The sequence below is a fragment of the Saccharothrix sp. NBAS 001 genome (assembly GCF_056640475.1).
On sequence record NZ_CM153251.1, the window covers coordinates 2,049,850 to 2,068,797 of the forward strand.

The 18,948-nt window shown below is 73.2% G+C and carries 14 protein-coding genes; 5 read left to right on the top strand and 9 right to left on the bottom strand.

What is annotated here, in order from left to right:
* Positions 1-215 precede the first annotated feature (215 nt).
* Both AC0HI0_RS08880 and AC0HI0_RS08885 read left to right on the top strand, forming a co-directional pair.
* Positions 216-1,625: an amidase gene (locus AC0HI0_RS08880; protein ID WP_480931803.1), complete on the top strand. Its 1,410-nt coding sequence runs from the start codon at positions 216-218 to the stop codon at positions 1,623-1,625.
* 80 nt (positions 1,626-1,705) lie between these two features.
* Complete coding sequence (locus tag AC0HI0_RS08885) at positions 1,706-2,083, top strand: DUF2255 family protein (RefSeq protein ID WP_480931804.1); 378 nt, start codon at positions 1,706-1,708, stop codon at positions 2,081-2,083.
* 31 nt (positions 2,084-2,114) lie between these two features.
* On the opposite strand, the gene AC0HI0_RS08890 is transcribed toward AC0HI0_RS08885, so the two are convergent.
* A complete protein-coding gene (locus tag AC0HI0_RS08890) occupies positions 2,115-2,600 on the bottom strand; it encodes a carboxymuconolactone decarboxylase family protein (protein ID WP_480931805.1) in 486 nt (161 codons plus the stop codon).
* A gap of 167 nt (positions 2,601-2,767) precedes the next feature.
* Between AC0HI0_RS08890 and AC0HI0_RS08895 the strand changes: the two genes are divergently transcribed.
* On the top strand, positions 2,768-3,697 hold the full coding sequence (locus tag AC0HI0_RS08895) for an RNA polymerase sigma-70 factor (RefSeq protein WP_480931806.1): 930 nt from the start codon (positions 2,768-2,770) through the stop codon (positions 3,695-3,697).
* 123 nt (positions 3,698-3,820) lie between these two features.
* Here the strand turns inward: AC0HI0_RS08895 and AC0HI0_RS08900 are convergent, their stop codons facing one another.
* The 4 genes from AC0HI0_RS08900 to AC0HI0_RS08915 form a co-directional block, all read right to left on the bottom strand.
* Positions 3,821-4,231 (bottom strand): DUF3224 domain-containing protein, encoded by a 411-nt coding sequence (locus tag AC0HI0_RS08900; protein WP_480931807.1) that lies wholly within the window; start codon positions 4,229-4,231, stop codon positions 3,821-3,823.
* 37 nt (positions 4,232-4,268) lie between these two features.
* On the bottom strand, positions 4,269-4,634 hold the full coding sequence (locus AC0HI0_RS08905; RefSeq protein ID WP_480931808.1) for a VOC family protein: 366 nt from the start codon (positions 4,632-4,634) through the stop codon (positions 4,269-4,271).
* 73 nt (positions 4,635-4,707) lie between these two features.
* On the bottom strand, positions 4,708-5,520 hold the full coding sequence (locus AC0HI0_RS08910; RefSeq protein ID WP_480931809.1) for a Crp/Fnr family transcriptional regulator: 813 nt from the start codon (positions 5,518-5,520) through the stop codon (positions 4,708-4,710).
* Positions 5,521-5,653: 133 nt separating this feature from the next.
* Positions 5,654-7,156: a class I adenylate-forming enzyme family protein gene (locus AC0HI0_RS08915; protein WP_480931810.1), complete on the bottom strand. Its 1,503-nt coding sequence runs from the start codon at positions 7,154-7,156 to the stop codon at positions 5,654-5,656.
* Positions 7,157-7,392: 236 nt separating this feature from the next.
* Between AC0HI0_RS08915 and AC0HI0_RS08920 the strand changes: the two genes are divergently transcribed.
* Positions 7,393-7,932 carry a DUF1697 domain-containing protein gene (locus AC0HI0_RS08920; protein ID WP_480931811.1) on the top strand — a complete coding sequence of 180 codons (540 nt, stop codon included), beginning with the start codon at positions 7,393-7,395 and terminating at the stop codon, positions 7,930-7,932.
* Here the strand turns inward: AC0HI0_RS08920 and fabD are convergent.
* From fabD to AC0HI0_RS08940, 4 genes are read right to left on the bottom strand one after another with little or no spacing between them, the layout of a single operon-like run.
* On the bottom strand, positions 7,929-10,127 hold the full coding sequence (gene fabD, locus AC0HI0_RS08925) for an ACP S-malonyltransferase (RefSeq protein ID WP_480931812.1): 2,199 nt from the start codon (positions 10,125-10,127) through the stop codon (positions 7,929-7,931). The two genes, AC0HI0_RS08920 and fabD, sit on opposite strands and share 4 nt — an antisense overlap.
* Before the next feature lies 1 nt (position 10,128).
* A complete protein-coding gene (locus AC0HI0_RS08930) occupies positions 10,129-10,884 on the bottom strand; it encodes an enoyl-CoA hydratase-related protein (RefSeq protein WP_480931813.1) in 756 nt (251 codons plus the stop codon).
* Entirely contained in the window at positions 10,884-12,122 is a 1,239-nt protein-coding gene (locus AC0HI0_RS08935; RefSeq protein WP_480931814.1) for a hydroxymethylglutaryl-CoA synthase family protein, read from the bottom strand. Before AC0HI0_RS08935 ends, AC0HI0_RS08930 begins: the two co-directional genes overlap by 1 nt.
* A complete protein-coding gene (locus AC0HI0_RS08940) occupies positions 12,115-13,002 on the bottom strand; it encodes a DUF6039 family protein (RefSeq protein ID WP_480931815.1) in 888 nt (295 codons plus the stop codon). Before AC0HI0_RS08940 ends, AC0HI0_RS08935 begins: the two co-directional genes overlap by 8 nt.
* 199 nt (positions 13,003-13,201) lie before the next feature.
* On the opposite strand from AC0HI0_RS08940, the gene AC0HI0_RS08945 reads away from it, so the two are divergent.
* Positions 13,202-18,943 (top strand): SDR family NAD(P)-dependent oxidoreductase, encoded by a 5,742-nt coding sequence (locus tag AC0HI0_RS08945; RefSeq protein ID WP_480931816.1) that lies wholly within the window; start codon positions 13,202-13,204, stop codon positions 18,941-18,943.
* The last annotated feature ends 5 nt before the right edge of the window (positions 18,944-18,948 follow it).

Here is an 18,948-nt window from a genome sequence, read left to right on the forward strand (position 1 = left end):
CGCACTCCGCCACCGCGTGGCACCGATGTCGACCATTCCACCACTCGGCGCAGCCGGCGTCGCCCCGATGTCCGAGATCTCCCGGACATCCGCCCCGGTTGCCCCCCGTGACGTCGTGCTGGACGAGTCGGGCGGGCCCTGGCACCGTTCGCGGGACCCGGCGGGCGGGTAGGACCCGCCGGGCGCGCGTCCGACTCTGGAGGAAGACCGGGGCGATGTCCGATCTGTGCTTTACGTCCGCCGTGGACCTGGTCGCGATGATGGTCCGCCGCGAGGTGTCGGCCCGCGAGGTGCTCGATGCCCACCTCGACCGGATCGACCGGGTGAACCCGGTGGTGAACGCCGTCGTGACCCTCGCCGCCGACCACGCCCGGCGGCTGGCCGCCCGTGCCGACGACGCGGTGGTGCGCGGCGAGGTGCTGGGACCGTTGCACGGCCTGCCCGTGGTGCACAAGGACCTGACCGAGACCAAGGGCATCCGCACCACCTACGGCTCGACCGCGCACGCCGACTTCGTGCCCGATTTCGACTCGCTCGTGGTGGAACGCCTGGTGGGCGCGGGCGCGGTGACCGTGGGCAAGTCCAACACGCCCGAATGGGGGACCGGGTCGCAGACGGTCAACCGGGTCTTCGGCCCCACGCTCAACCCGTACGACCCGAGCCGCACGTGCGGCGGGAGCAGCGGCGGCGCGGCCGTGGCGCTGGCGACCGGGATGGTGCCGATCGCGGACGGCAGCGACATGGGCGGCTCGCTGCGCAACCCGGCGAGCTTCTGCAACGTCGTCGGCCTGCGCCCGTCGCTGGGCCGGGTGCCGTCGTGGCCGACCGCCGCGGCCGGGTTCACCCTGGCCACGGCGGGCCCGATGGCGCGCACGGTGCCGGACGTCGCCCTGCTGATGCGCGTGCTCAGCCCGCCGGACCCGCGCCACCCGCTGTCGTCGGCGGTGCCGCCGGAGCGATTCGCCGAGCCGTTGCGGCGGGACTTCTCCGGTGTCGCCGTGGCGTGGTCGGCCGACCTGGGCGGCCTGCCGGTCGACCCCCGGGTGGTCGCGGCGATGGCCGGCGGGCCGGACGTGCTGGCGTCGCTGGGGTGCGCGGTCCGCCACGAACACCCCGACCTGTCCGACGCCGAGGACGCCTTCCTGCTCTGGCGGGCCTGGTACTACGCGCTGGCGCTCGGCGACACCCTGCGCGACCGGCCCGAGCACGTCGGGGAGAGCGCGGCGTGGAACGTCCGGGTCGGGCAGGGGCTGACCGGCGCGGACCTCGCCCGCGCGGAACTGGCCCGCACCCGGCTGCACCACCGGCTGCGGGAGTTCCTGGCGCGGCACGAATTCCTGGTCACGCTGGTCAGCCAGGTGCCGCCGTTCGACGTCCGACTGCCGTACCCGCCCGAGGTGGCGGGCGTGCCGAGCACGACCTACCTGGACTGGATGCGCTCGTGCTGGTCGATCTCGGCCACCGGCCTGCCGGCCGCCTCGGTGCCGTTCGGGTTCACCGACGACGGCCTGCCGGTGGGCCTGCAGGTCGTGGGCCGGCCCGGCGACGACTTCGGCGTGCTCCAGCTCGCGCACGCGGTCGAGGTCGCCACCGGGACCGGCCTGCGCCGCCCCGCCATCGCCTGATCCGGTGGTCGCCGGGCGGCGGATCCGCCGCCCGGCGGGCAGCATGGGCTCGACGACCACCACCGGGAGGAGCGCACCGCATGACCACCGACTGGACCCCCGACGAACTGCGCCGGATCGGCGACGCGACCGAACTGGAGGTCGCGTCCTACCGCGCCGACGGCACCCGGCGGCCCTACGTCACCATCTGGACCGTCGCCACCGGGGACGAGGTCTACATCCGCTCCGCGCACGGCGTGGACAACCCGTGGTTCCGCCGGGCCGTCGCCGCCGGCCACGGCCGGATCCGGGCCGGCGGGGTGGAGCGCGACGTCGACTTCGTCCCGCCGGGCAGGGCCGACCCCACCCAGGTCGACGCGGCCTACCACGTGAAGTACGACCGGTTCGGGCAGCAGTACGTCGGCCCGGTCACCGGGGAGCAGGCCGCCGACGCCACGCTGCGGCTGCTCCCGCGATGAGCGCCGGGCCGACCTTCGGCCCGTCAGCCCCTCAGCCCTTCAACGCGCTGTACATGCCGGCCTCGTACGAGCCCGCCGGGCTGCGCACGATCACGTTGATCCGGTTGGCCGCGTTGATCAGCGCGACCAGCGAGACCAGCGCGCCGACCTGGTCGTCGTCGTAGTGCTCGCGGACCTTCGCCCACGTCTCGTCCGACACGCCGACGTGGGCGTCGGCCAGTCGGGTGCCCTCCTCGGCCAGCGCCAGCGCGGCGCGCTCGGCCCCGGTGAACACGGTCGCCTCCCGCCAGACGGCGATCAGGTGCAGCCGGACCGGGGTCTCGCCGGCCGCGATGGCCTCCTTGGTGTGCATGTCGGTGCAGAAGCCGCAGCCGTTGATCTGGCTGGCCCGGATCTTCACCAGCTCCTGGGTCTCGCGCGGCAGCGTCGACTGCTCGACCACCAGGCCGGCGCTCAGGAATCGCTTGGCGAACTTGGCGGCGGTCTCGTTCTCGAACAGGTTGAACCGGGCTTCCATGACGTCGTCCTCACTCGTGGGTCGTTCGTGACGACCACCAGACGCCGGCGGCCGAGGCCCTGTGACAGCCGGGCGACCGTGACGCACGCCACCGCGTCCCGGTGTCACAGAACGGCCGCGGCCGGTGTCTCGTGGGGAGTCGAAGCCGGTCGGGGAGAGGAGCCACCATGTCCGACACCGAGGGGGTCGTGCCGGGGGACGGCGGTCGGGGCGGACGTCCGGACCCCGCCACCGAGGCGTTCCTGGCGCACCGCAACCTGCTGTTCACCGTCGCCTACGAGATGTTGGGGTCGGCCGCCGACGCGGAGGACGTCCTGCAGGAGACCTGGCTGCGGTGGGTGGGCGTCGACCTCGACGCGGTGCGGGAGCCGCGCGCCTACCTGGTCCGGATCACCACCCGCCAGGCGCTGGGCCGGCTGCGGACGTTGGGGCGGCGCAAGGAGTCCTACGTCGGCTCGTGGCTGCCCGAGCCGCTGCTGACCGCGCCCGACGTGGCCGAGGACGTGGAGTTGGCGGACAGCGTGTCGATGGCGGTGTTGCTGGTGCTGGAGACGCTCACGCCGACCGAGCGCGCGGTGTTCGTGTTGCGCGAGGTGTTCGACGTGGACTACGACGAGATCGCGGAGGCGGTCGAGAAGACCCCGGCCGCGGTCCGCCAGATCGCGCACCGGGCGCGGTCGCACGTCGCGGCGCGCCGGCCGCGCGGGGTGGTTTCGCCGACCGAGACCCGCGACGCGCTCGCGGCGTTCCGGCGGGCGGTGGAGACCGGCGACCTGCAAGGGCTGCTCGACGTCCTCGCGCCGGACGCCGTCCTGCTGGGCGACGGTGGCGGGGTGAAGCAGGCGGTGCTGCGTCCGGTCGTGGGCGCGGACAAGGTGGCCCGGCTGATCGCCGGGGGCCTGGGCCGGGTGCCCGGCGCGATGTCGTTGCGGCCGGCGGAGGTCAACGGCCACCCGGCGCTGGTGGTGCACCTCGACGGCGAACTCGACACCGTCCTGGCGGTGTGCGTCGAGGCCGGGCTGATCACCGGGCTCTACGCGGTGCGCAACCCGGACAAGCTCTCGCACATGGCGCACGAGACCGCCCTGCACCGCTGACCCGACCGGCGTGAGTCCACAGTGGACTTCCTTGGCCCGGCGGGAAAAGTCGAACCCCGCGACCGTTCGTCCACTGTGGACATCGGTCGCGGGGCTCGGGTGATCGCTCGCGGGGACTCGTGGTCAGACGAGTTCGTCCAGGATCTCGTAGGTCAGGGTGAACGTGTGGCCGCCCTCCGGCAGCTTGCGCATGGTGGCAGTGCCCTGGATCCCGGCGAGGTCGTCGGTGCCCGTGCCCGGCACGATGTGCCATTCCGCGCCCCCCTCGTCGCTGATCAGGCCGACCGCCTGGTGCTGGAGGACGAACGTGCCCTTGTTGCCGTTGACGGCCACGTCCAACCGCTCGTGGCCGACGTAGCCCGCGCCGCCCTGGCCGTACGCGAAGAGGAACTGCGCCCGGCTGGTGCCTTCCAGCTCGCCGCTGAACGTCTTGGTCACGCTCGCGCGTGAGAACTTCATGCCGTCAGGGGATTCCTGCCACTCGTCCTCGTCCCACGAGTCCAGGGTGAAGGATGCCGTTGCGGTGTTGCTCACGTTGTCTCTTCTCTTTCCGTGGAACGGACTCCGGTGCTCAGTCCCACACCGAGGCGCAGAACGGGTGACCGGCGGGGTCGAGGTAGACCCGCCACTTCGCCCCGTCCGGCTGGTCCGCGGGCTTCGTCGCCCCCAGGGCCAGCAGCTCGGCCTCGGCCTTGTCGAGGTCCTCGACGGCCAGGTCCAGGTGCAGCTGCTGGGGGACGGTCTGCGCCGGCCACTCGGGAGCCCGGTAGTCGTCCACCCGCTGCATCGCGAGCGCGACGCCTTCGCCGTTGGCGAGGAAGGCGCCCTTCTCCGTGACGTGCACCGGGTCCAGTCCGGCGACGTCCCGGTAGAAATCCACCAACTCCGCGATATTCGCGCAGTCGAGGGTCACCGCGGCCCAGCGACCGACAGCCATTCATCCCCCTTGGAGGTGAGGTGCATTGATGAGCATGTAATTTCCGGGCCGAATTGTAGCAATGCGCCGCAGCCTAGCCAAGGCGCTCGATCGTGGATGTGCCCAGCCTGCTCGCGGGTCGCGGGCCGGGCTGCCGGAGGTCGTACTGGTGCTGTTTCGCCGCGGACCGGCACTCCTGTTCCGGCACCGCCGGCGCGGTCAGGCTGGCCTCCAGGTCGCGCTCCACGTACGCGGCCAGCGCCTCCTCCCGCACCAGCATGAAGCCGCCGGGCAGCGGGTCGACGAGCCGGTTCTCCCGGAAGTTCTTCAGGAACAGCCCGACCCGCGAGCGGGTCGTGCCGACCATGCTCGACAGGTCCTCCTGGGTCAGCCGGATGTCGATGTAGACGCCGGTGGGCGCCCGCCGGCCGAGCTTGCGCGCGATCCGCAGCAGGGTGGCCGCGAGCCGGTGTTCGCTGTCCATGGTGACCAGTTGGGTGATGGTCAGCTGCTGGTCGAGCATCCGGCTCATCAGGAAGTGCGTGAAATGGCGGTTCATCAGGTCGTCTTCGCTCAGTATGGCCAGTAGCTTCGCGTAGTTGATCTGTCGCAGCACGCTGTGCTTCATCGCGATCGCGGTCTCCTGGCGCGGGCCGTCGAGAAGACCGAGTTCGCCGAACGTGTCACGAGGTGTGTGGATGGAGAGCAGGCACTGCTTGCCGTCCGCCGCGGTGGTCATGGTCTTGAGCTGACCGACCTCGACGATGTACATGCGCTGGTCGCGGTCACCCGAATTGTAGACGGTCCCGCCTTTGGGAACGTGCGTCCGGTTGGCCAGCGTCGGTTCCTGCGCCAAAGCGGTGCTGAGCCGACTACAGAATTCGTGGACACCAGTTGAAGTGCTCAACCAGCCCCCCTAAGGCAGTGATGTCGAAGCCTGTCGGCGATGAGTGTTCAACATTTTCATCGTACCCGGAGCTTGTCGCGTTGCGATCCGAAAATCCATGACCCGCATCTATTTATGGGGTCATTTGTTTTTCCTATTCCCCGCCGGATGGAGTATTGCGCGCCAGCTCCCGGCGCAACTCGAACTTCAGCACCTTGCCCGTCCCGCCGCGCGGCAGCTGCTCCATCCGGTGGATCGCGACCGGGACCTGGTGGGGCTCCAGCCGTTCGGCGAGGAACGCCAGCAGCTCCGCGTCGTCCACGGAGTCGTCCAGGGACACGACCGCGGTCACGGCCTGCCCCCGTTCCTCGTCGGGCAAGCCGATCACGGTCGCCTCGCGGACCGCCGGGTGCTCGTAGACCGCCGCCTCCACCTCCAGCGACGACACCAGGCGCCCGGACGTCGTGATGGCGTCCACCTTGCGGTCGAACAGGAACAGCTCGCCGTCCTCGGTGGCCCGCCCCAGGTCGCGGGTGCGGGTCCAGCCACCGGCGTGCACCTTCTCGTTCAGCTCCTGGTCGAGGTACAGCCTCTTGGGCGCCTCGCTGCGCAGCCAGATCTCGCCGAGCTGCCCGGTGGGCACGGGATCGCCGTGCTCGTCCACCACCACCATCTCGGTGCCCCGGCCCACCCGGCCCACCGACATCGGCCGGTCCGGGTCGACCGTGCCGAGCATAATGGCAGGAACCGCCTCGGATTGGGCATAGGCACTGTTGATGACCGCGTTCGGCATCGCCCGCAGCAGGTCGCGGGCGACCCGCGGCGGCATCGGCGCGGAGGCGTTGCCGATGCTCTTGACGGTGCTCAGGTCGTAGCGCTCGGCCGGGCGGATCGCCATCAACCGGATCGCCGTCCACGGGGTGAGGATGACCGTGCCGCAGCCGTGCTCGGCCACCAGCCGGGCCAGCTCCTCCGGGTCGTCGGGGGAGCAGACGATCAGCGGCGACGGCGTGGTGGTGGCCAGCACCGCCACGGTCGTCGAACTCGACGTCGTGCCCATCGGCATCGGGGCCAGCAGCGGGGCGGTGTCGTCCAACGTGCCCAGCGCCGCCGAGCCCCGCCCGTAGGTGGGGGTGCCGTGCGGGTTGGTGAACGGCTTCGCGGGCCCGGTCGTGCCGGAGGTGTAGAGGATGTCGGCGATGTCGTCGGGCCGGATGTCGACCCGCGGCGCGGAGGTGTCCCCGCCGTCCAGCTCGGCGACGGTCAGCGACCAGCGGTCGGCCGTCCCCGCCCAGGTGATCGGCCCGCCGTGGATCACGCCGACGACCGCGCACTGCGCGAACCGGCGTTCCAGCTCCTCGACGGGCAGCGAGTCGTTCACGTGGATGGCCGTCGCCCCGGCTTTGAGCACGCCGTAGTACGCGATCGCGTAGTCGATCCAGTCGTCGCCGCTGTAGAGCAGGGCGACGCGCACGCCGCGGCCCGGTCCGCCGATGCGCGCCAGCAGGCCGTGCGCCACGGCGTTGGAGCGGGCGTCCCAGTCCCCGTAGGTGATCGTGCGCAGCCCCCGGACGTTGATGGCTTCGCGTAAGGGCAGTTGCTCGGCCCGCAGGCGCAGCAGGTCGGGCACGACGAGTGCGGAGGTGGGAACGCTCATGGGGTCTCCTCGGTCCGGGGAGTCACGTGCGACCGGGAGGACGGTTGCGTCGGACGCGGTGTCGGCCGACATCGGGCACCACTTCCGCTTGCCACTGCTGCCACCAGGTCCTCCCTCGGCCGCCAACTGGCTGCTGACACGGTTTCTACGTCCGGACCGACCGCGTGGTCTGCTCAGAGTTGAGCGCCGCACGGGTCCGCCCGGTCGAGGCCGGACCTGTGGCTATGATCTGCGCCATGACGCGCTTCGTCGCACTCCTCCGGGCCGTGAACATCGGCGGCGGCAGCTCCATGGCGATGGTCGAACTGCGCCAGGTCTTCGCCGACAGCGGGTTCTCGGACGTGCAGACCTACATCCAGAGCGGCAACGTCGTGTTCGGCGCGGACACCGACGACGAGGCCGAGGTGGTGGCGCGGATCCGGCGCGGCATCGCCGACAAGTGGGGCAAGGACGTGCCGGTGCTGCTGCGCTCGCACGAGGAGATGAAGGCGGTCGTCGCGGCCAACCCGTACCTCGACGTCGAGGACGACCTGACCAAGCTGCACGTCACGTTCCTGGACGCGCTGCCCCTCGACGGCAAGGAAGCGCTGCTGGTGCCGCCCGCCGGCGAGACCGGCGTGCTGACCGTGCTCGGTCGCGAGGTCTTCCTGCACGTGCCCGGCGGCTACGGCCGCACCAAGCTCCAGAACGCCTTCGTGGAGCGGAAAACCGGCACGGTGAGCACGACCCGCAACTGGAAGTCCGTGCTCAAGCTGACCGAACTCGTCGGCGGCTAGCGCCGCCCCGGCGGCCCGGCGGCGCGTGACATCAACTCCTCGGCGATCAGGTCGGGGTGCCGCGCCCGCCAGTGCGCGAGCGGCGTGCCGGCGGCGAAACCGTTGAACGCGCCCACGTCCGTGCCGCTGGGCACCCGGTAGTTGAGGCGCTGCCCGGGAACGCCGGCCAGCGCCGCCGCCGTGGCCTCCCGGCAGTAGGCCGCGAACACCAGCGCCAGGCGGTGCCGGTCGTCGCGGGCCGGGCGGCCCAGCCCGGACCAGACCTCCTCCAGCGGACGCCCGAAGTGCGTGCGCTCCAGCTCCGCCCGGCTGTCGGCGGGCAGGTCCTCGATCCGGTCGTGCCGCAGGTAGAGCCGGTAGAGGCGTTCGGCGCGCGCGGCGTACAGCGTGCCCTTGCGCGCGACCGGGGCGCGACCGCCCAATTCGAACAGTTCGGGGTCCGGCGCGTCCCGGGTGTCGGCGACCTCCAGCGCCGCCAACAGGTCCTTGGCCGCGTCCGACGTGGCGGCTTCCGGCGTGGCCTGGTTGACCGTCGTGGTGAGCACGAAGTCCGCGCCCAAGGTGAACGCGGCGGCAACGGCGGACGGCGATCCGACGCCGGCGACGCCGAACCGCGCGCCCCCGGTCGCGGCCACGGCGGGCAGGACGGCCGGCCAGTCCCGTTCCACCGCGATGTCCGTGGCCACCGGCTGCCCGGCCGCCGCCGCCGCATCCCGTGCGGTGAGGCGACCTCCGGCGACCAGCGCGCGCAGCACGGCGGGGTCGGCGGGCTTGAGGAAGCGGGCGGCGGCGGTCGGGTCCGCGACGCGCACCAGGACCTGGCGCGGGCCGTCGGCGAACCGGAACCGGACGAGGTCGGGGGAGACGTCGGTGTGCGTCCCGGCGACCTCGACGTGCCGGACGCCGTGCGCCAGGTAGAGGTCGGCGATCGCGGGTTCGTCCACACCGGCCGGCCACGCCATCCCGTACCGGGCGACGTGCCGCAGCTCGCCCAGGACCCGGCGGACGGCGTCGAGGTCGAGCCCCCGCGTGCCGTGGAAGCCCAGCAGGCCGGCCTCGGAGAGCCGGCGGAGCAGGGCGGGTGAGGTGACGCCGTGGTCGAGCGAGCCTGCGAGGCAGGCGTGCCGGACGTCGTAGTCGGCGCGCAGGGCCGCCGAACCCGGCTCGGAGGCCGCCGGGGGGTGGGTGACCCGGTGCGGGAACACTTCGGGATCGGGTGATTTCGGCACTTCGGGATCGGGTGATTTCCGGAACTCCGGCGCGCCCGTGGCGAGGTGGGCCGATGTGCCGTCGACGGGAATCGACGGGGTGCCGACGGCGTGGTCGGCCGGCGCCGGGCGGGGGTCCGGCGGGGGCAGCACGGGCGCGGCGCGCCGCCACATCTTGGTGAGCACCTCGCCGGGGCCGATCTCGACGGGTTCGGCGACGCCCGCGCGGGCCAGCAGGCACTGCGTGTCCCACCACCGGACCGGCTCGGTGAAGTGGCGGCGCAGGAGGTCGGCGACGGCCTCCGGGCGGTGGGCCCGCGCCGTCACGTTGGCCAGCACCGGGAACGCCGGTGCCGCGAACCGGACGTCGCGCAGCACCTCGGCGAACCGGGCCGCCGCGCCGGCCATGAACCGCGAGTGCGCGGCGATGCTCACCGCGAGCGGGACGCAGCGCCCGGTGCCGAGCACGCGCACCGCCTCGATCACCGCCCGCACGCCGTCGCGGCTGCCCGCCAGCACGACCTGGTCGGGCAGGTTGTCGTTGGCCAGGTCGACGTCCTCGACCTGGGCCAGCACCTCCTCGACGCGTGCCCTCGGCAGCCCGAGCACGGCGAGCATCGCGCCGCCGGCCGCCTCGCCCATCAGCTCGCCGCGCCGCACCACCAGCCGCAGCGCGGTCTCGAAGTCGAGGCACCCGGCCAGGTGCAGCGCGGCGTACTCGCCGAGGCTGTGCCCGGCGGCGAGGTCGGGCGGCGGGCCGTCGGCCAGGGCCGCGCGCCCGGCGAGCGCGGTCACCGCGAACACCGCCGGCTGCACGTACCGGGTCTTGTCCAGGTACTCGCCGCGCACGTCGGCGCACAGCTCGCGCAGCGGCAGGCCGATCACCCGGTCCGCCACCGCGACCTCGGCCGGGAACCGGTCGAACAGCTCCGCGCCCATGCCCTGCTTCTGCGACCCCTGTCCGGGGAACACCCACGCACGCGTCATCTCAGCGCTCCCACGGGTAGCGGCCGTGGTGGACGAACGCCGAGATCCGCCCGCGCACCGCCGATGACGACATGAGCCGGGAGAACTCGCCGACCGCGCGCTCCTTCGCGCCGTCGTCGATCCCGGAGAACCCGCCGAAGTACCGCTTCGCGTCGCCGACCACGGCCGGGTCGAGCCGGGTGAGCCGGAACACCAGCTGCCGCAACGCCGTCTCCGGCCGTTCGGTCAGCTCGTCCACGAGGTGGAACCGGTGCGCCTCCCGCGCCGGTACGGCCTGAGTGCTCAGCGTCGCCGCGTACGCCTTCTGGAACCCCGTGCGGCGCACCAGGAACGGCAGCACGCAGCACGGCAGCAGCCCCCACAGCGCCTCCGGAAGCGCGAACGTGCTGCGCTCGGTGGCGTGCACCAGGTCCGACGCGGCGACCAGCCCCACCCCGCCGCCCGCGACCTTCCCGTCCACCTGCGCGACGACCACGCGCGGCACGGTGGTGAAGCGCCGCAACAGGTCGAAGAACGCCGCCCCGCCGTCGGACGCGTCGTTGTCCGCGGCGGCGGAGAAGTTCATGCCGTCGCTGAACACGCCGTCCTGGCCGCACAGCACGACCACGGGGCGTTCGGGGTCGCGTTCGGCGGCGTCCAGCGCCGCGTGCAGCTCGCCGATCACCACGTCGTCGATGCCGTTGCCCTGGCCCGGCCGGGCCAGGGTGATCCGCGTCAGGCCGGGCTCCTCGGTGACCGTGATCGTGCGCAACGCCATCAGCTCCACCGGTAGACTCGGTGGAAGTCCTCGATGCGGTCCAGCAGCAGCAGGCCGCGGCCGGCGAAGTGACTGTCCACAATGGATTGGTAGGGCGTGGTGTCGACCACCGCGTCCCGGGTGCCGAACGCCCGGTCGCCCAGGAACCCGTCCAGCGCGCGGAACTCGGCCACGGTCAGCTCCCGCCGGTCGGCGAGCGCCTTCCCGATCGGTCGGGCGGCCAGCCGGTCGCGGGCCCGCTCGGAGACCACGCCGCTGTAGAACTCCGAGCCGCAGCCCGAACCGTAGGAGAACAGGCCGACCCGGCGCGCGGCGGCGAAGTCCGCGTGGTCGATCAGCGAGCACAACGCCAGGTAGAGCGATCCCGAGTACAGGTTGCCGACCTTGGTGGTGTGCAGCAGCGACGGGGCCATCCGCCGGTCGAAGTCCGCGTCGATCGCCGCCCGGTCCCACCCCTTGGTGCGCCGCAGCAGCGTGCGGTGCGCGCCCTTCACCATGCCCGCGAACGGGATGTGGAAGGCGAGGTAGTCGAACGTGTCCACGATGTCCGCGCCCGCCACCCGCCGCCGGTACCCGGCGAACGACTGCTCCAGGCAGTTCAGGTACGCCAGCAGCGACAGGTCCGAGTTGACGATGTCGAAGTCCGGCCGGGGCCGCAGGGTGTCCATGACCTCCTGCGTGTGGTAGCCGTTCGCGCCGACGTCGAGCCGCAGCACCGCCGGGTCGCGGCCGACCAGCAGCGCCACCGCGCCCGCGCCCTCCGAGGGCTCCCAGTAGCTGCCCCCGGTGGACGGGCTGGCGATGTCGGTCGAGACGACCAGCGCCCGCGCGTCGGGCACCGGGCTCGCCGCGACCAGCGCCGCCGCCGTCTGCAACGCCGCCGTCCCGCCGTAGCAGGCGTGCTTGACCTCGAACGACCGGCAGGCCGGGCCGAGCCCGAGCTGCTGGTGCACGTAGGTGCTCAGCGGTTTGCCGAAGTCCAAACCGGACTCGGTGGCGACGACGACGAGTTCGATGCTGTCGCGGCGGCCGGGATCGAGGGCGTCGACCAGGGGCTTGGCGGCGTTGACCGCGTTGGTCACCTGGTCCTCGCACGGCAGGTTGACCGAGCGGTGCTCCATCATCAGGTTCGCGAACCGGCTCAGGTCCAGCCCGCCCGCCTCGAACAGCGCCCGCACGTCCACCCGGGCGCGGCCCGGGTAGACGTTGACGTCCTCGATCCCGACCGGCTCAGCCATCGCTGTTCGGCGCGTGCGGCAGCAGCAGGGTGTCCTTGATGCTGGCGGGGATGAACAGCTTGTCCCACGCGCCGCCGCCCTTGGTCTCGTGCACCCGCTGGCGCTCGAAGATCTCGGCGGTCATGTCCCGGCTGCGCTCCAGCGCCTGGAGTTCGTGGTAGTCCTCGGGGCTCTTGAGGTGGATCAGCTGCCACAGGTGGTCCTGCTGGCCCCACGTCTGCTCGTAGAGGGTCGCGGTGACCTTGCCCGCCAGCTTCTCGTTGACGTAGTGCTGCCAGTGCGCGAGGAACATCCGGCCCTCTTCGCGCAGCTCGTACTTCACGTCCGAGGTGCGCACCACGATCGCGCCCGCCGTGGCGGAGTTCAGCCGCAGCTCCGGCGGCTGGCTGAGCTGTGAGGACGCGGGCGGCACGAACGTACCGCCGCCGTGGTGGTCGTCATCGTCGTCGTCGTGGTCCATCCCGTGCTGCGGCACCAGGACGTCCTCGTGCAGGCTGCGGTGCAGGAACATCCGGTCCCAGTTGCCGCCGCCCTTGTGCGGCAGGCGGTCGTCGTCCGAGATCCGCCGGAACTCCAGGTCGTGGTCGACCATGTTCAGCAGGATCGCGTAGTCCGCCGGGGTTTTCAGGTGGATGAACCAGTGCAGCCGGTCCCGGACGCCGAACGCCTCCTCGAACGCGAACGACGTGGCGACGCCCTCCTGCGACTCGTTGATGTAGCGCAACAGGTCCACGCTGAACCGCCGGCCCTCGGCGGCGAACTCGTAGGCGAGCTGACCCACCCGGTGCAGGATGAACCCGGAGTTGGTGGAGTGCAGGACGCGTTCCAGCGGCAGCGATGACTGGTGCAGCGCCTGCGGGGGACCAAGGGTGGTGGTCATCGGCTCTCTCCTCATCGGTTGTCCGCGACGCCCTGGTTGTACGGGCGGGACGCTCGGGGTTTCTGCTCAACACTGAGCCCCCGGAGGATCCGCGTGCGGCTGCTCAGTGTTGAGCGGTCGGTCGGGCGCGGGCTGCCTAGCGTGGTCGTCGGCCGCGATCCGCCGGCCGGACGCCTTTCGTCAGACGGGGCAGGTGTTCGTGACGCAACCACCCGCTAACCCGCGCGCGGTCGTGCTGTCGGCCGCCGGGCACGAACGGCTGCGCCGGTCCGCCGAGCGCCTGCGCGACCACCTCGCCGGGCTCGCCGAGCCGCCCGCGCTGGCCGACGTGGCCTACACCTCGCAGGTGGGTCGGACGCCGCTGGCGCACCGGCTGGCCGTGCGGTGCCACGACCTGCGCGGCCTGCTCGACGGCCTGGCGGCGTTCCTGGCGGGTCGGGCGGACGACGCGGTGGTGCACGGCGTGGCTGCCGCCGTGCCGCCCGGGCCGGAGCCCGCCGCGGAGTCGGACGCGGCGGCCGAGTGGGTCGCCGGACGTGCCGTCCAGTGGCGCCGGTACTGGCCGGTGCCGGGCCGCCGGGTGCCGCTGCCGACCTACCCGTTCGGGGCGGACGACCCGGCGGACCGACCGGCGCGGGAGCCGGCGCTGTTGCGCTACCTCGTCCGCGCCTACGCCGAGGAGTCCGGTCTCGCGGAGTCCTCGGTCGGTGCACGGGTGCCGCTGACCGACCAGGGCCTGTCGTCGTTCGTGATCAGCAAGGTGAACGCGCGCCTGGAACGTGATCTCGGCGAACGCTCCCGCACGCTGTTCTTCGAGCACGCCACCCTCGCCGCCGTCGCGACCGCCCTGGCCGCCAACGGTCGTACGGCCCCCGACGAAACCCGCCCGTCCGCCGCGCCGACCGAGCCGCGAATCGCCGTGCGTGACGACGCCGAGCCGCCGCACGTGGCCGAGCCGTCGACCGGCGTGCCGGTGCACGCGCCCCGGACCGAGGTCGGCGACCGGTCGGAGCCGGCGGCGCACGTGCCGATCGCCGTGGTCGGGATCTCCTGCCGGTTCCCGAAATCGCGCGGTCTGCGGGAGTTCTGGGCGAACCTCGAAGGCGGGCGGGACTGCGTGACCCCGCACCCCGCCGACCGGGCCCGGCCCGGCTGGCCGGTGCACCTCATGGAGGGCGGCTACCTCGACGGCGTCGACCGGTTCGACCCGCTGCTGTTCGGCATCACGCCGCGCGACGCGGCGCTCATGGACCCGCAGGAGCGGCAGTTCCTCGAAGTCGCCTGGGAAGCGCTGGAGCACGCCGGCTACCCGCGCACCCGGCTGCGCGAACGGCACCGCTCGTCCGTCGCGGTCTACGCGGGCGCGATGTGGAACGAGTACCCGCTGTTCGGCGCGGAGCGGACGCTGTCGGGTCCGCCGCAGGACTCCGGCGCGACGCTGGGCGGCATCGCCAACCGCGTCTCCTACCACTTCGACCTGCGCGGCCCCAGCCTGACCGTCGACACCATGTGCTCCTCCGCCCTGGTCGCCCTGGACCTCGCGGTCGGCTGCCTGCGGCGCGGCGAGACCGAGGTGGCGATCGCGGGCGCGGTGAGCCTTTCATTGCACCCCAACAAGTTCATCCAGCAGCACCGGATGTCGCTGACCTCCGGCGACCACCGCTGCCGCAGCTTCGGCGCGGGCGGCGACGGGTTCGTGCCGGCCGAGGGCGTGGCCGTGGTCGTGCTCAAACCGCTGGACCGGGCGCTCGCCGACGGCGACCGCGTGCACGCCGTCATCCGGGGCACGTCCGTCGTCCACGCCGGGCGCACCAACGGCTACATCGTGCCCAGCCCCGCCGCGCAGGCCGACGTGGTGCGCCGCGCGCTGCGCGACGCCCGCACCGGACCGGCCGAGATCGGCTACGTCGAGGCGCACGGCGCGGGCACGGCGCTCGGCGACCCGGTCGAGGTCGACGGGCTCACCCGGGCGTACGGCGACCTGCCGGCGGGCAGCGTGCCGATCGGTTCGGTGAAATCGGTCATCGGCCACGCCGAGGCCGCCGCCGGGCTCGCCGGGCTCACCAAGGTGCTGCTGCAACTGCGGCACGGCACGCTCGCCCCGTCGCTGCACGCCGGCGAACTCAACCCCGGCATCGACTGGGCGCAGGTCCCGTTCCGGCTCCAGCGCGAGCGCGCGGAGTGGACCGGGCCCAGGGTCGCCGGGATCAGCTCGTTCGGCGCGGGCGGCACCATCGCGCACGCCGTGGTGGCCGCGCCGCCCGCCGTCGCGCCCCGTCCCGCGCCCGCCGGGCCCCAGGTCGTCGTGCTCTCCGCCTACGACGCGGACCGGCTGGACGAGGTGGTCCGCCGACTCGTCGCCCACCTGCGCGCCGACCGCGAACCGGAACCGGGCCGGCTGCTGGCAGCGTTGCGGCGGATCGCCTCCGGCGACCTCGCCGAGTCGGCGGCCGACCACGCCGCCGCGCTCCTGGCGGGTGGACCGGCGCTCGCGGACATCGCCTTCACCCTCCAGGTCGGGCGGGAACCCTTGCGGCAGCGGCTCGCGGTGGTCGTCGAGGACGTGGCGACGCTGTGCGAGTGCCTGGAGTCCTACCGCACCGACGCCAGGGTGCTGCTCGGCCGCGCGCCCGCGTCGGTGGACCCGTCGGACGCCCTGCCGGACACCGCCTCGCCCGCCGAACTCGCCCGGCACTGGGTCGGCGGCGGTTTCGTGGACTGGGAGCGGCTGCACGCCCCCGGACGGACCGTCGTGGAACTGCCGACCTACCCGTTCGCCGCCGTCCGGTGCTGGCTGCCCGAGCGCGCGGCCGTGGAAACCCCGTTGTACCGCAAGGTCTGGACGCCCGAACCGGCGCGTTCGCCGGTGCCGAGGACCGGTGTGGTGCTGTGCGTCGGCGGCGACCGGGCGGCGGTGACGGCGCTCGGTGCCACGGCCGTCCGGGACGAGTCGGAGCTGGCCGCCGTGCTGGCGCGGACTCCCGAGGTGAGCGGGCTGGTCTCGCTGCCCGGCGGACCGGGTTGGGAGACCAGGGTCGCGGTGTTGCGCGGCCTGCTGACCGAACGTCCGCGTTCCGCGCTGCGGGTCGTGCACGTCGCGGGTGACGACGTCCGCACCGCCGGGTTCGTGCGCTCGCTCGGTGCGGAGTACGCGCGGGTCGACGCCACGGTGCTGGACACCGACCGGACCGACGGGTGGCACGACGTCCTCGCCGAGTGGGGGAGTGCCGATCCGTTCGGCGAGGTGCGCTACCGGGACGGCGTCCGCCACCGGCCTCGGTTGGAGGCGGTGACCGCGCCGTGGTCCGCGCCGCAGTGCGACCCGGCGGGGGCCTACCTGGTGACCGGCGGCACGCGGGGCACGGGCGCGCTGGTGGCGGGACACCTCGCCGACCGGGGCGCGCGGGCGATCGCGCTGATCGGCGTGCGCGAGTCCGACGAGGTGGCCGACGCGTTGCGCGCCAAGGGAGTCCGGGTGCTGCGGCACGGCGGCGGGTTCGCCGGGGTGGCGGAGTTCCTGGACCGGGTGCGGTCGGAACTCGGGCCGTTGCGCGGAGTCGTGCACTGCGCGGGCGTGGCGGCACAAGGCGCTCCGGCGTTCGTGCACAAGGACATCGCGGACGTCCGTGCGACGCTCGCGCCGAAGCTCGACGGGTTCGAGGCGCTGGCCCGGCTGTGCGCGGCCGACCGGCTGGAGTTCTTCCTGGTGTTCTCGTCGGTGTGCTCCACGGTGCCCTCGTTGGCAGCCGGGGTGAGCGACTACGCGGCGGCGAACATGGCGGTGGACGAGCTGGTGCGCGGGCTCGTCCGGGCCGGGCGCACCGAGTTCCGCGCGGTGGACTGGCCGCAGTGGGCGCAGACCGGGTCGACCAGCGCGCTGCCCAACCCGTGCGCGCCGGCCGGGATCGGGCCGCTGGACGACGCGGCCGGTCTGCGCGTGGTCGACCGGGTGTTGGTGCTGCCGGTGGGTGACGTGCTCCTGCCGTGCCCGCCGCTGGGCGCGCCGCCCGACCTCGACGCCCTGCTGTCGGCACGTCCAGGACAGCCCGCGCCTGCTGTGCCGGTGCCTGCCGTGCCCGCGCCTGCTGTGCCGGTGCCTGCGGTCCCGGTGTCCGCGCTGCCGGAGGTCGTCGAGCCCGAGCCGGTGGCGGTGGTGGACGGGGCGGTGCCCGGTCGGTGGCTGGTGGCGTTGTTCACCGAAGCACTGGGGATCCCGGAGCGCGACCTCGACCCGACCGCCGAGTTCGGCGACCTCGGGGTCGACTCGGTGCTGCTGGGCGAGCTGCTGGTGCGCATCGAGGACCGCCTGGGGCGTCCGCTGGACCCGGCGACCCTGCTCCTGCACCCGACGTTGGCACGACTGGCCGACCACCTCGGACTGGACCTGACCGCCACTGCCCCCGCCGTTGCGCCTGCCCCGGCCGTGTCCCCGGCCGCCGCTGTGCCCCCGGCCGCCGTCGAGCCTGCCCCAGCGCCTGCGGTGGCGGCTCCGAGGGCGTTGCCGGCCGGTGACGCGCGGGTCGCGGTGGTCGGGATGGCGTGCCGGTTCCCCGGCGCGGGTGATCCCGTGACGTTCTGGGACAACCTGGCGCGCGGCCGCTCGGCGGTCACCGAGGTGCCGAAGTCGCGGTGGGACGTGGACCGGTGGTTCTCGCCCGAGCCCGGCCTGGGTCGCTCGATCAGCAAGTGGGGCGGGTTCGTCGAGGACATCGAGTGGTTCGACCCCGGGTACTTCGGCATGGCCGACGACGAGGCCAGGTGCCTCGACCCCGCCATCCGGATGGTGCTGGAGGGCACGGCCGAGTGCCTGGCCGAGTCGGGGCACACCACCGACGAGGTGCGCGGGCGGCGGGTCGCGGTGGTCGTGGGCGCGCGGCTGTCCGAGTACGGGCGCAGGGTGCCCGCGCGGGCCGACGTGCTGCGGTCCGACCAGAACTTCATCGCGGCCCGGGTCGCGCACCAGTTCGACTTCCGGGGGCCGAACCTGGTCGTGGACAGCGCCTGTTCGTCGTCGTTGGTGGCGGTGCAGCTCGCGTGCCGCAGCCTGCTCGCCGGCGAGTCGGAACTCGCCGTCGTCGCCGGGGTGGAGGTGCTGCTCGACCACGAGTCGTACCTCGACCTGAGCGCGGCGCGCGCGTTGTCGCCGACCGGGCGGTGCTGGACGTTCGACCAGCGCGCGGACGGGTTCGTGCCCGCCGAGGGGTGCGGGGTGCTGCTGCTCAAGCCGCTGGCCGCCGCGCTCGCCGACGGCGACCGGGTGCACGCGGTGATCGAGTCGGTGGCGGTCAACAACGACGGCCGCACGATGGGCGTCACCACGCCGAACCCGGTGGCGCAGGCCGACGTCGTGCGGCAGGCGCTGGCGGTCGCCGGACGCGCGCCCGCCGACGTCGCCATGCTGGAGGCGCACGGCACCGGCACGCTGATCGGCGACCCGATCGAGTTGCGCGCGCTCAACGAGGTGTTCGGCGGCGTGCCCGGCCCGATCGAGATCGGCAGCGTCAAGTCGAACCTGGGCCACCTGCTCAGCGCGGCGGGCATGGCGGGGCTGTTCAAGGTGGTGCTCGCGCTCGAACACGGCCGGATTCCGGCGACCCTGCACTGCGACACGCCGAACCCGCGCTTCGACTTCGCGCGCTCGCCGCTGCGCCCGACCACCGGACCGGTCGACTGGCCCGCCGGGCGGGAGCGGGTCGCCGGGGTCAGCTCGTTCGGGTTGGGCGGCACCAACGCCCACCTGGTCGCCAGCGCCGCCCCGCCGCACACGCCGGCCCGCGTCGCGCTGGCCAGGCCGGTGTTCCACCGCAAGCGGCTGTGGCTCGACGCCGCGCCGGCCGCCCGGCCGGAATCGCCCGATGTCGGACGACCCGGGCCGCCGGAGCCCGCGGACCCGCCGTTGGTGGCTTCGCTGATGCGGTTCGACCTCGTGACCCGTGACTGATCACC

What these genes read in the sequence shown, in the direction of transcription:
- AC0HI0_RS08885 (WP_480931804.1), top strand. Translation starts at nt 1,706, where the DNA reads ATGACCACCGACTGGACCCCCGACGAACTGCGCCGGATCGGCGACGCG.
- AC0HI0_RS08915 (WP_480931810.1), bottom strand. Translation starts at nt 7,156, where the DNA reads ATGAGCGTTCCCACCTCCGCACTCGTCGTGCCCGACCTGCTGCGCCTG.
- AC0HI0_RS08930 (WP_480931813.1), bottom strand. Translation starts at nt 10,884, where the DNA reads ATGGCGTTGCGCACGATCACGGTCACCGAGGAGCCCGGCCTGACGCGG.
- AC0HI0_RS08895 (WP_480931806.1), top strand. Translation starts at nt 2,768, where the DNA reads ATGTCCGACACCGAGGGGGTCGTGCCGGGGGACGGCGGTCGGGGCGGA.
- AC0HI0_RS08935 (WP_480931814.1), bottom strand. Translation starts at nt 12,122, where the DNA reads ATGGCTGAGCCGGTCGGGATCGAGGACGTCAACGTCTACCCGGGCCGC.
- AC0HI0_RS08920 (WP_480931811.1), top strand. Translation starts at nt 7,393, where the DNA reads ATGACGCGCTTCGTCGCACTCCTCCGGGCCGTGAACATCGGCGGCGGC.
- AC0HI0_RS08880 (WP_480931803.1), top strand. Translation starts at nt 216, where the DNA reads ATGTCCGATCTGTGCTTTACGTCCGCCGTGGACCTGGTCGCGATGATG.
- AC0HI0_RS08940 (WP_480931815.1), bottom strand. Translation starts at nt 13,002, where the DNA reads ATGACCACCACCCTTGGTCCCCCGCAGGCGCTGCACCAGTCATCGCTG.
- AC0HI0_RS08890 (WP_480931805.1), bottom strand. Translation starts at nt 2,600, where the DNA reads ATGGAAGCCCGGTTCAACCTGTTCGAGAACGAGACCGCCGCCAAGTTC.
- AC0HI0_RS08905 (WP_480931808.1), bottom strand. Translation starts at nt 4,634, where the DNA reads ATGGCTGTCGGTCGCTGGGCCGCGGTGACCCTCGACTGCGCGAATATC.
- fabD (WP_480931812.1), bottom strand. Translation starts at nt 10,127, where the DNA reads ATGACGCGTGCGTGGGTGTTCCCCGGACAGGGGTCGCAGAAGCAGGGC.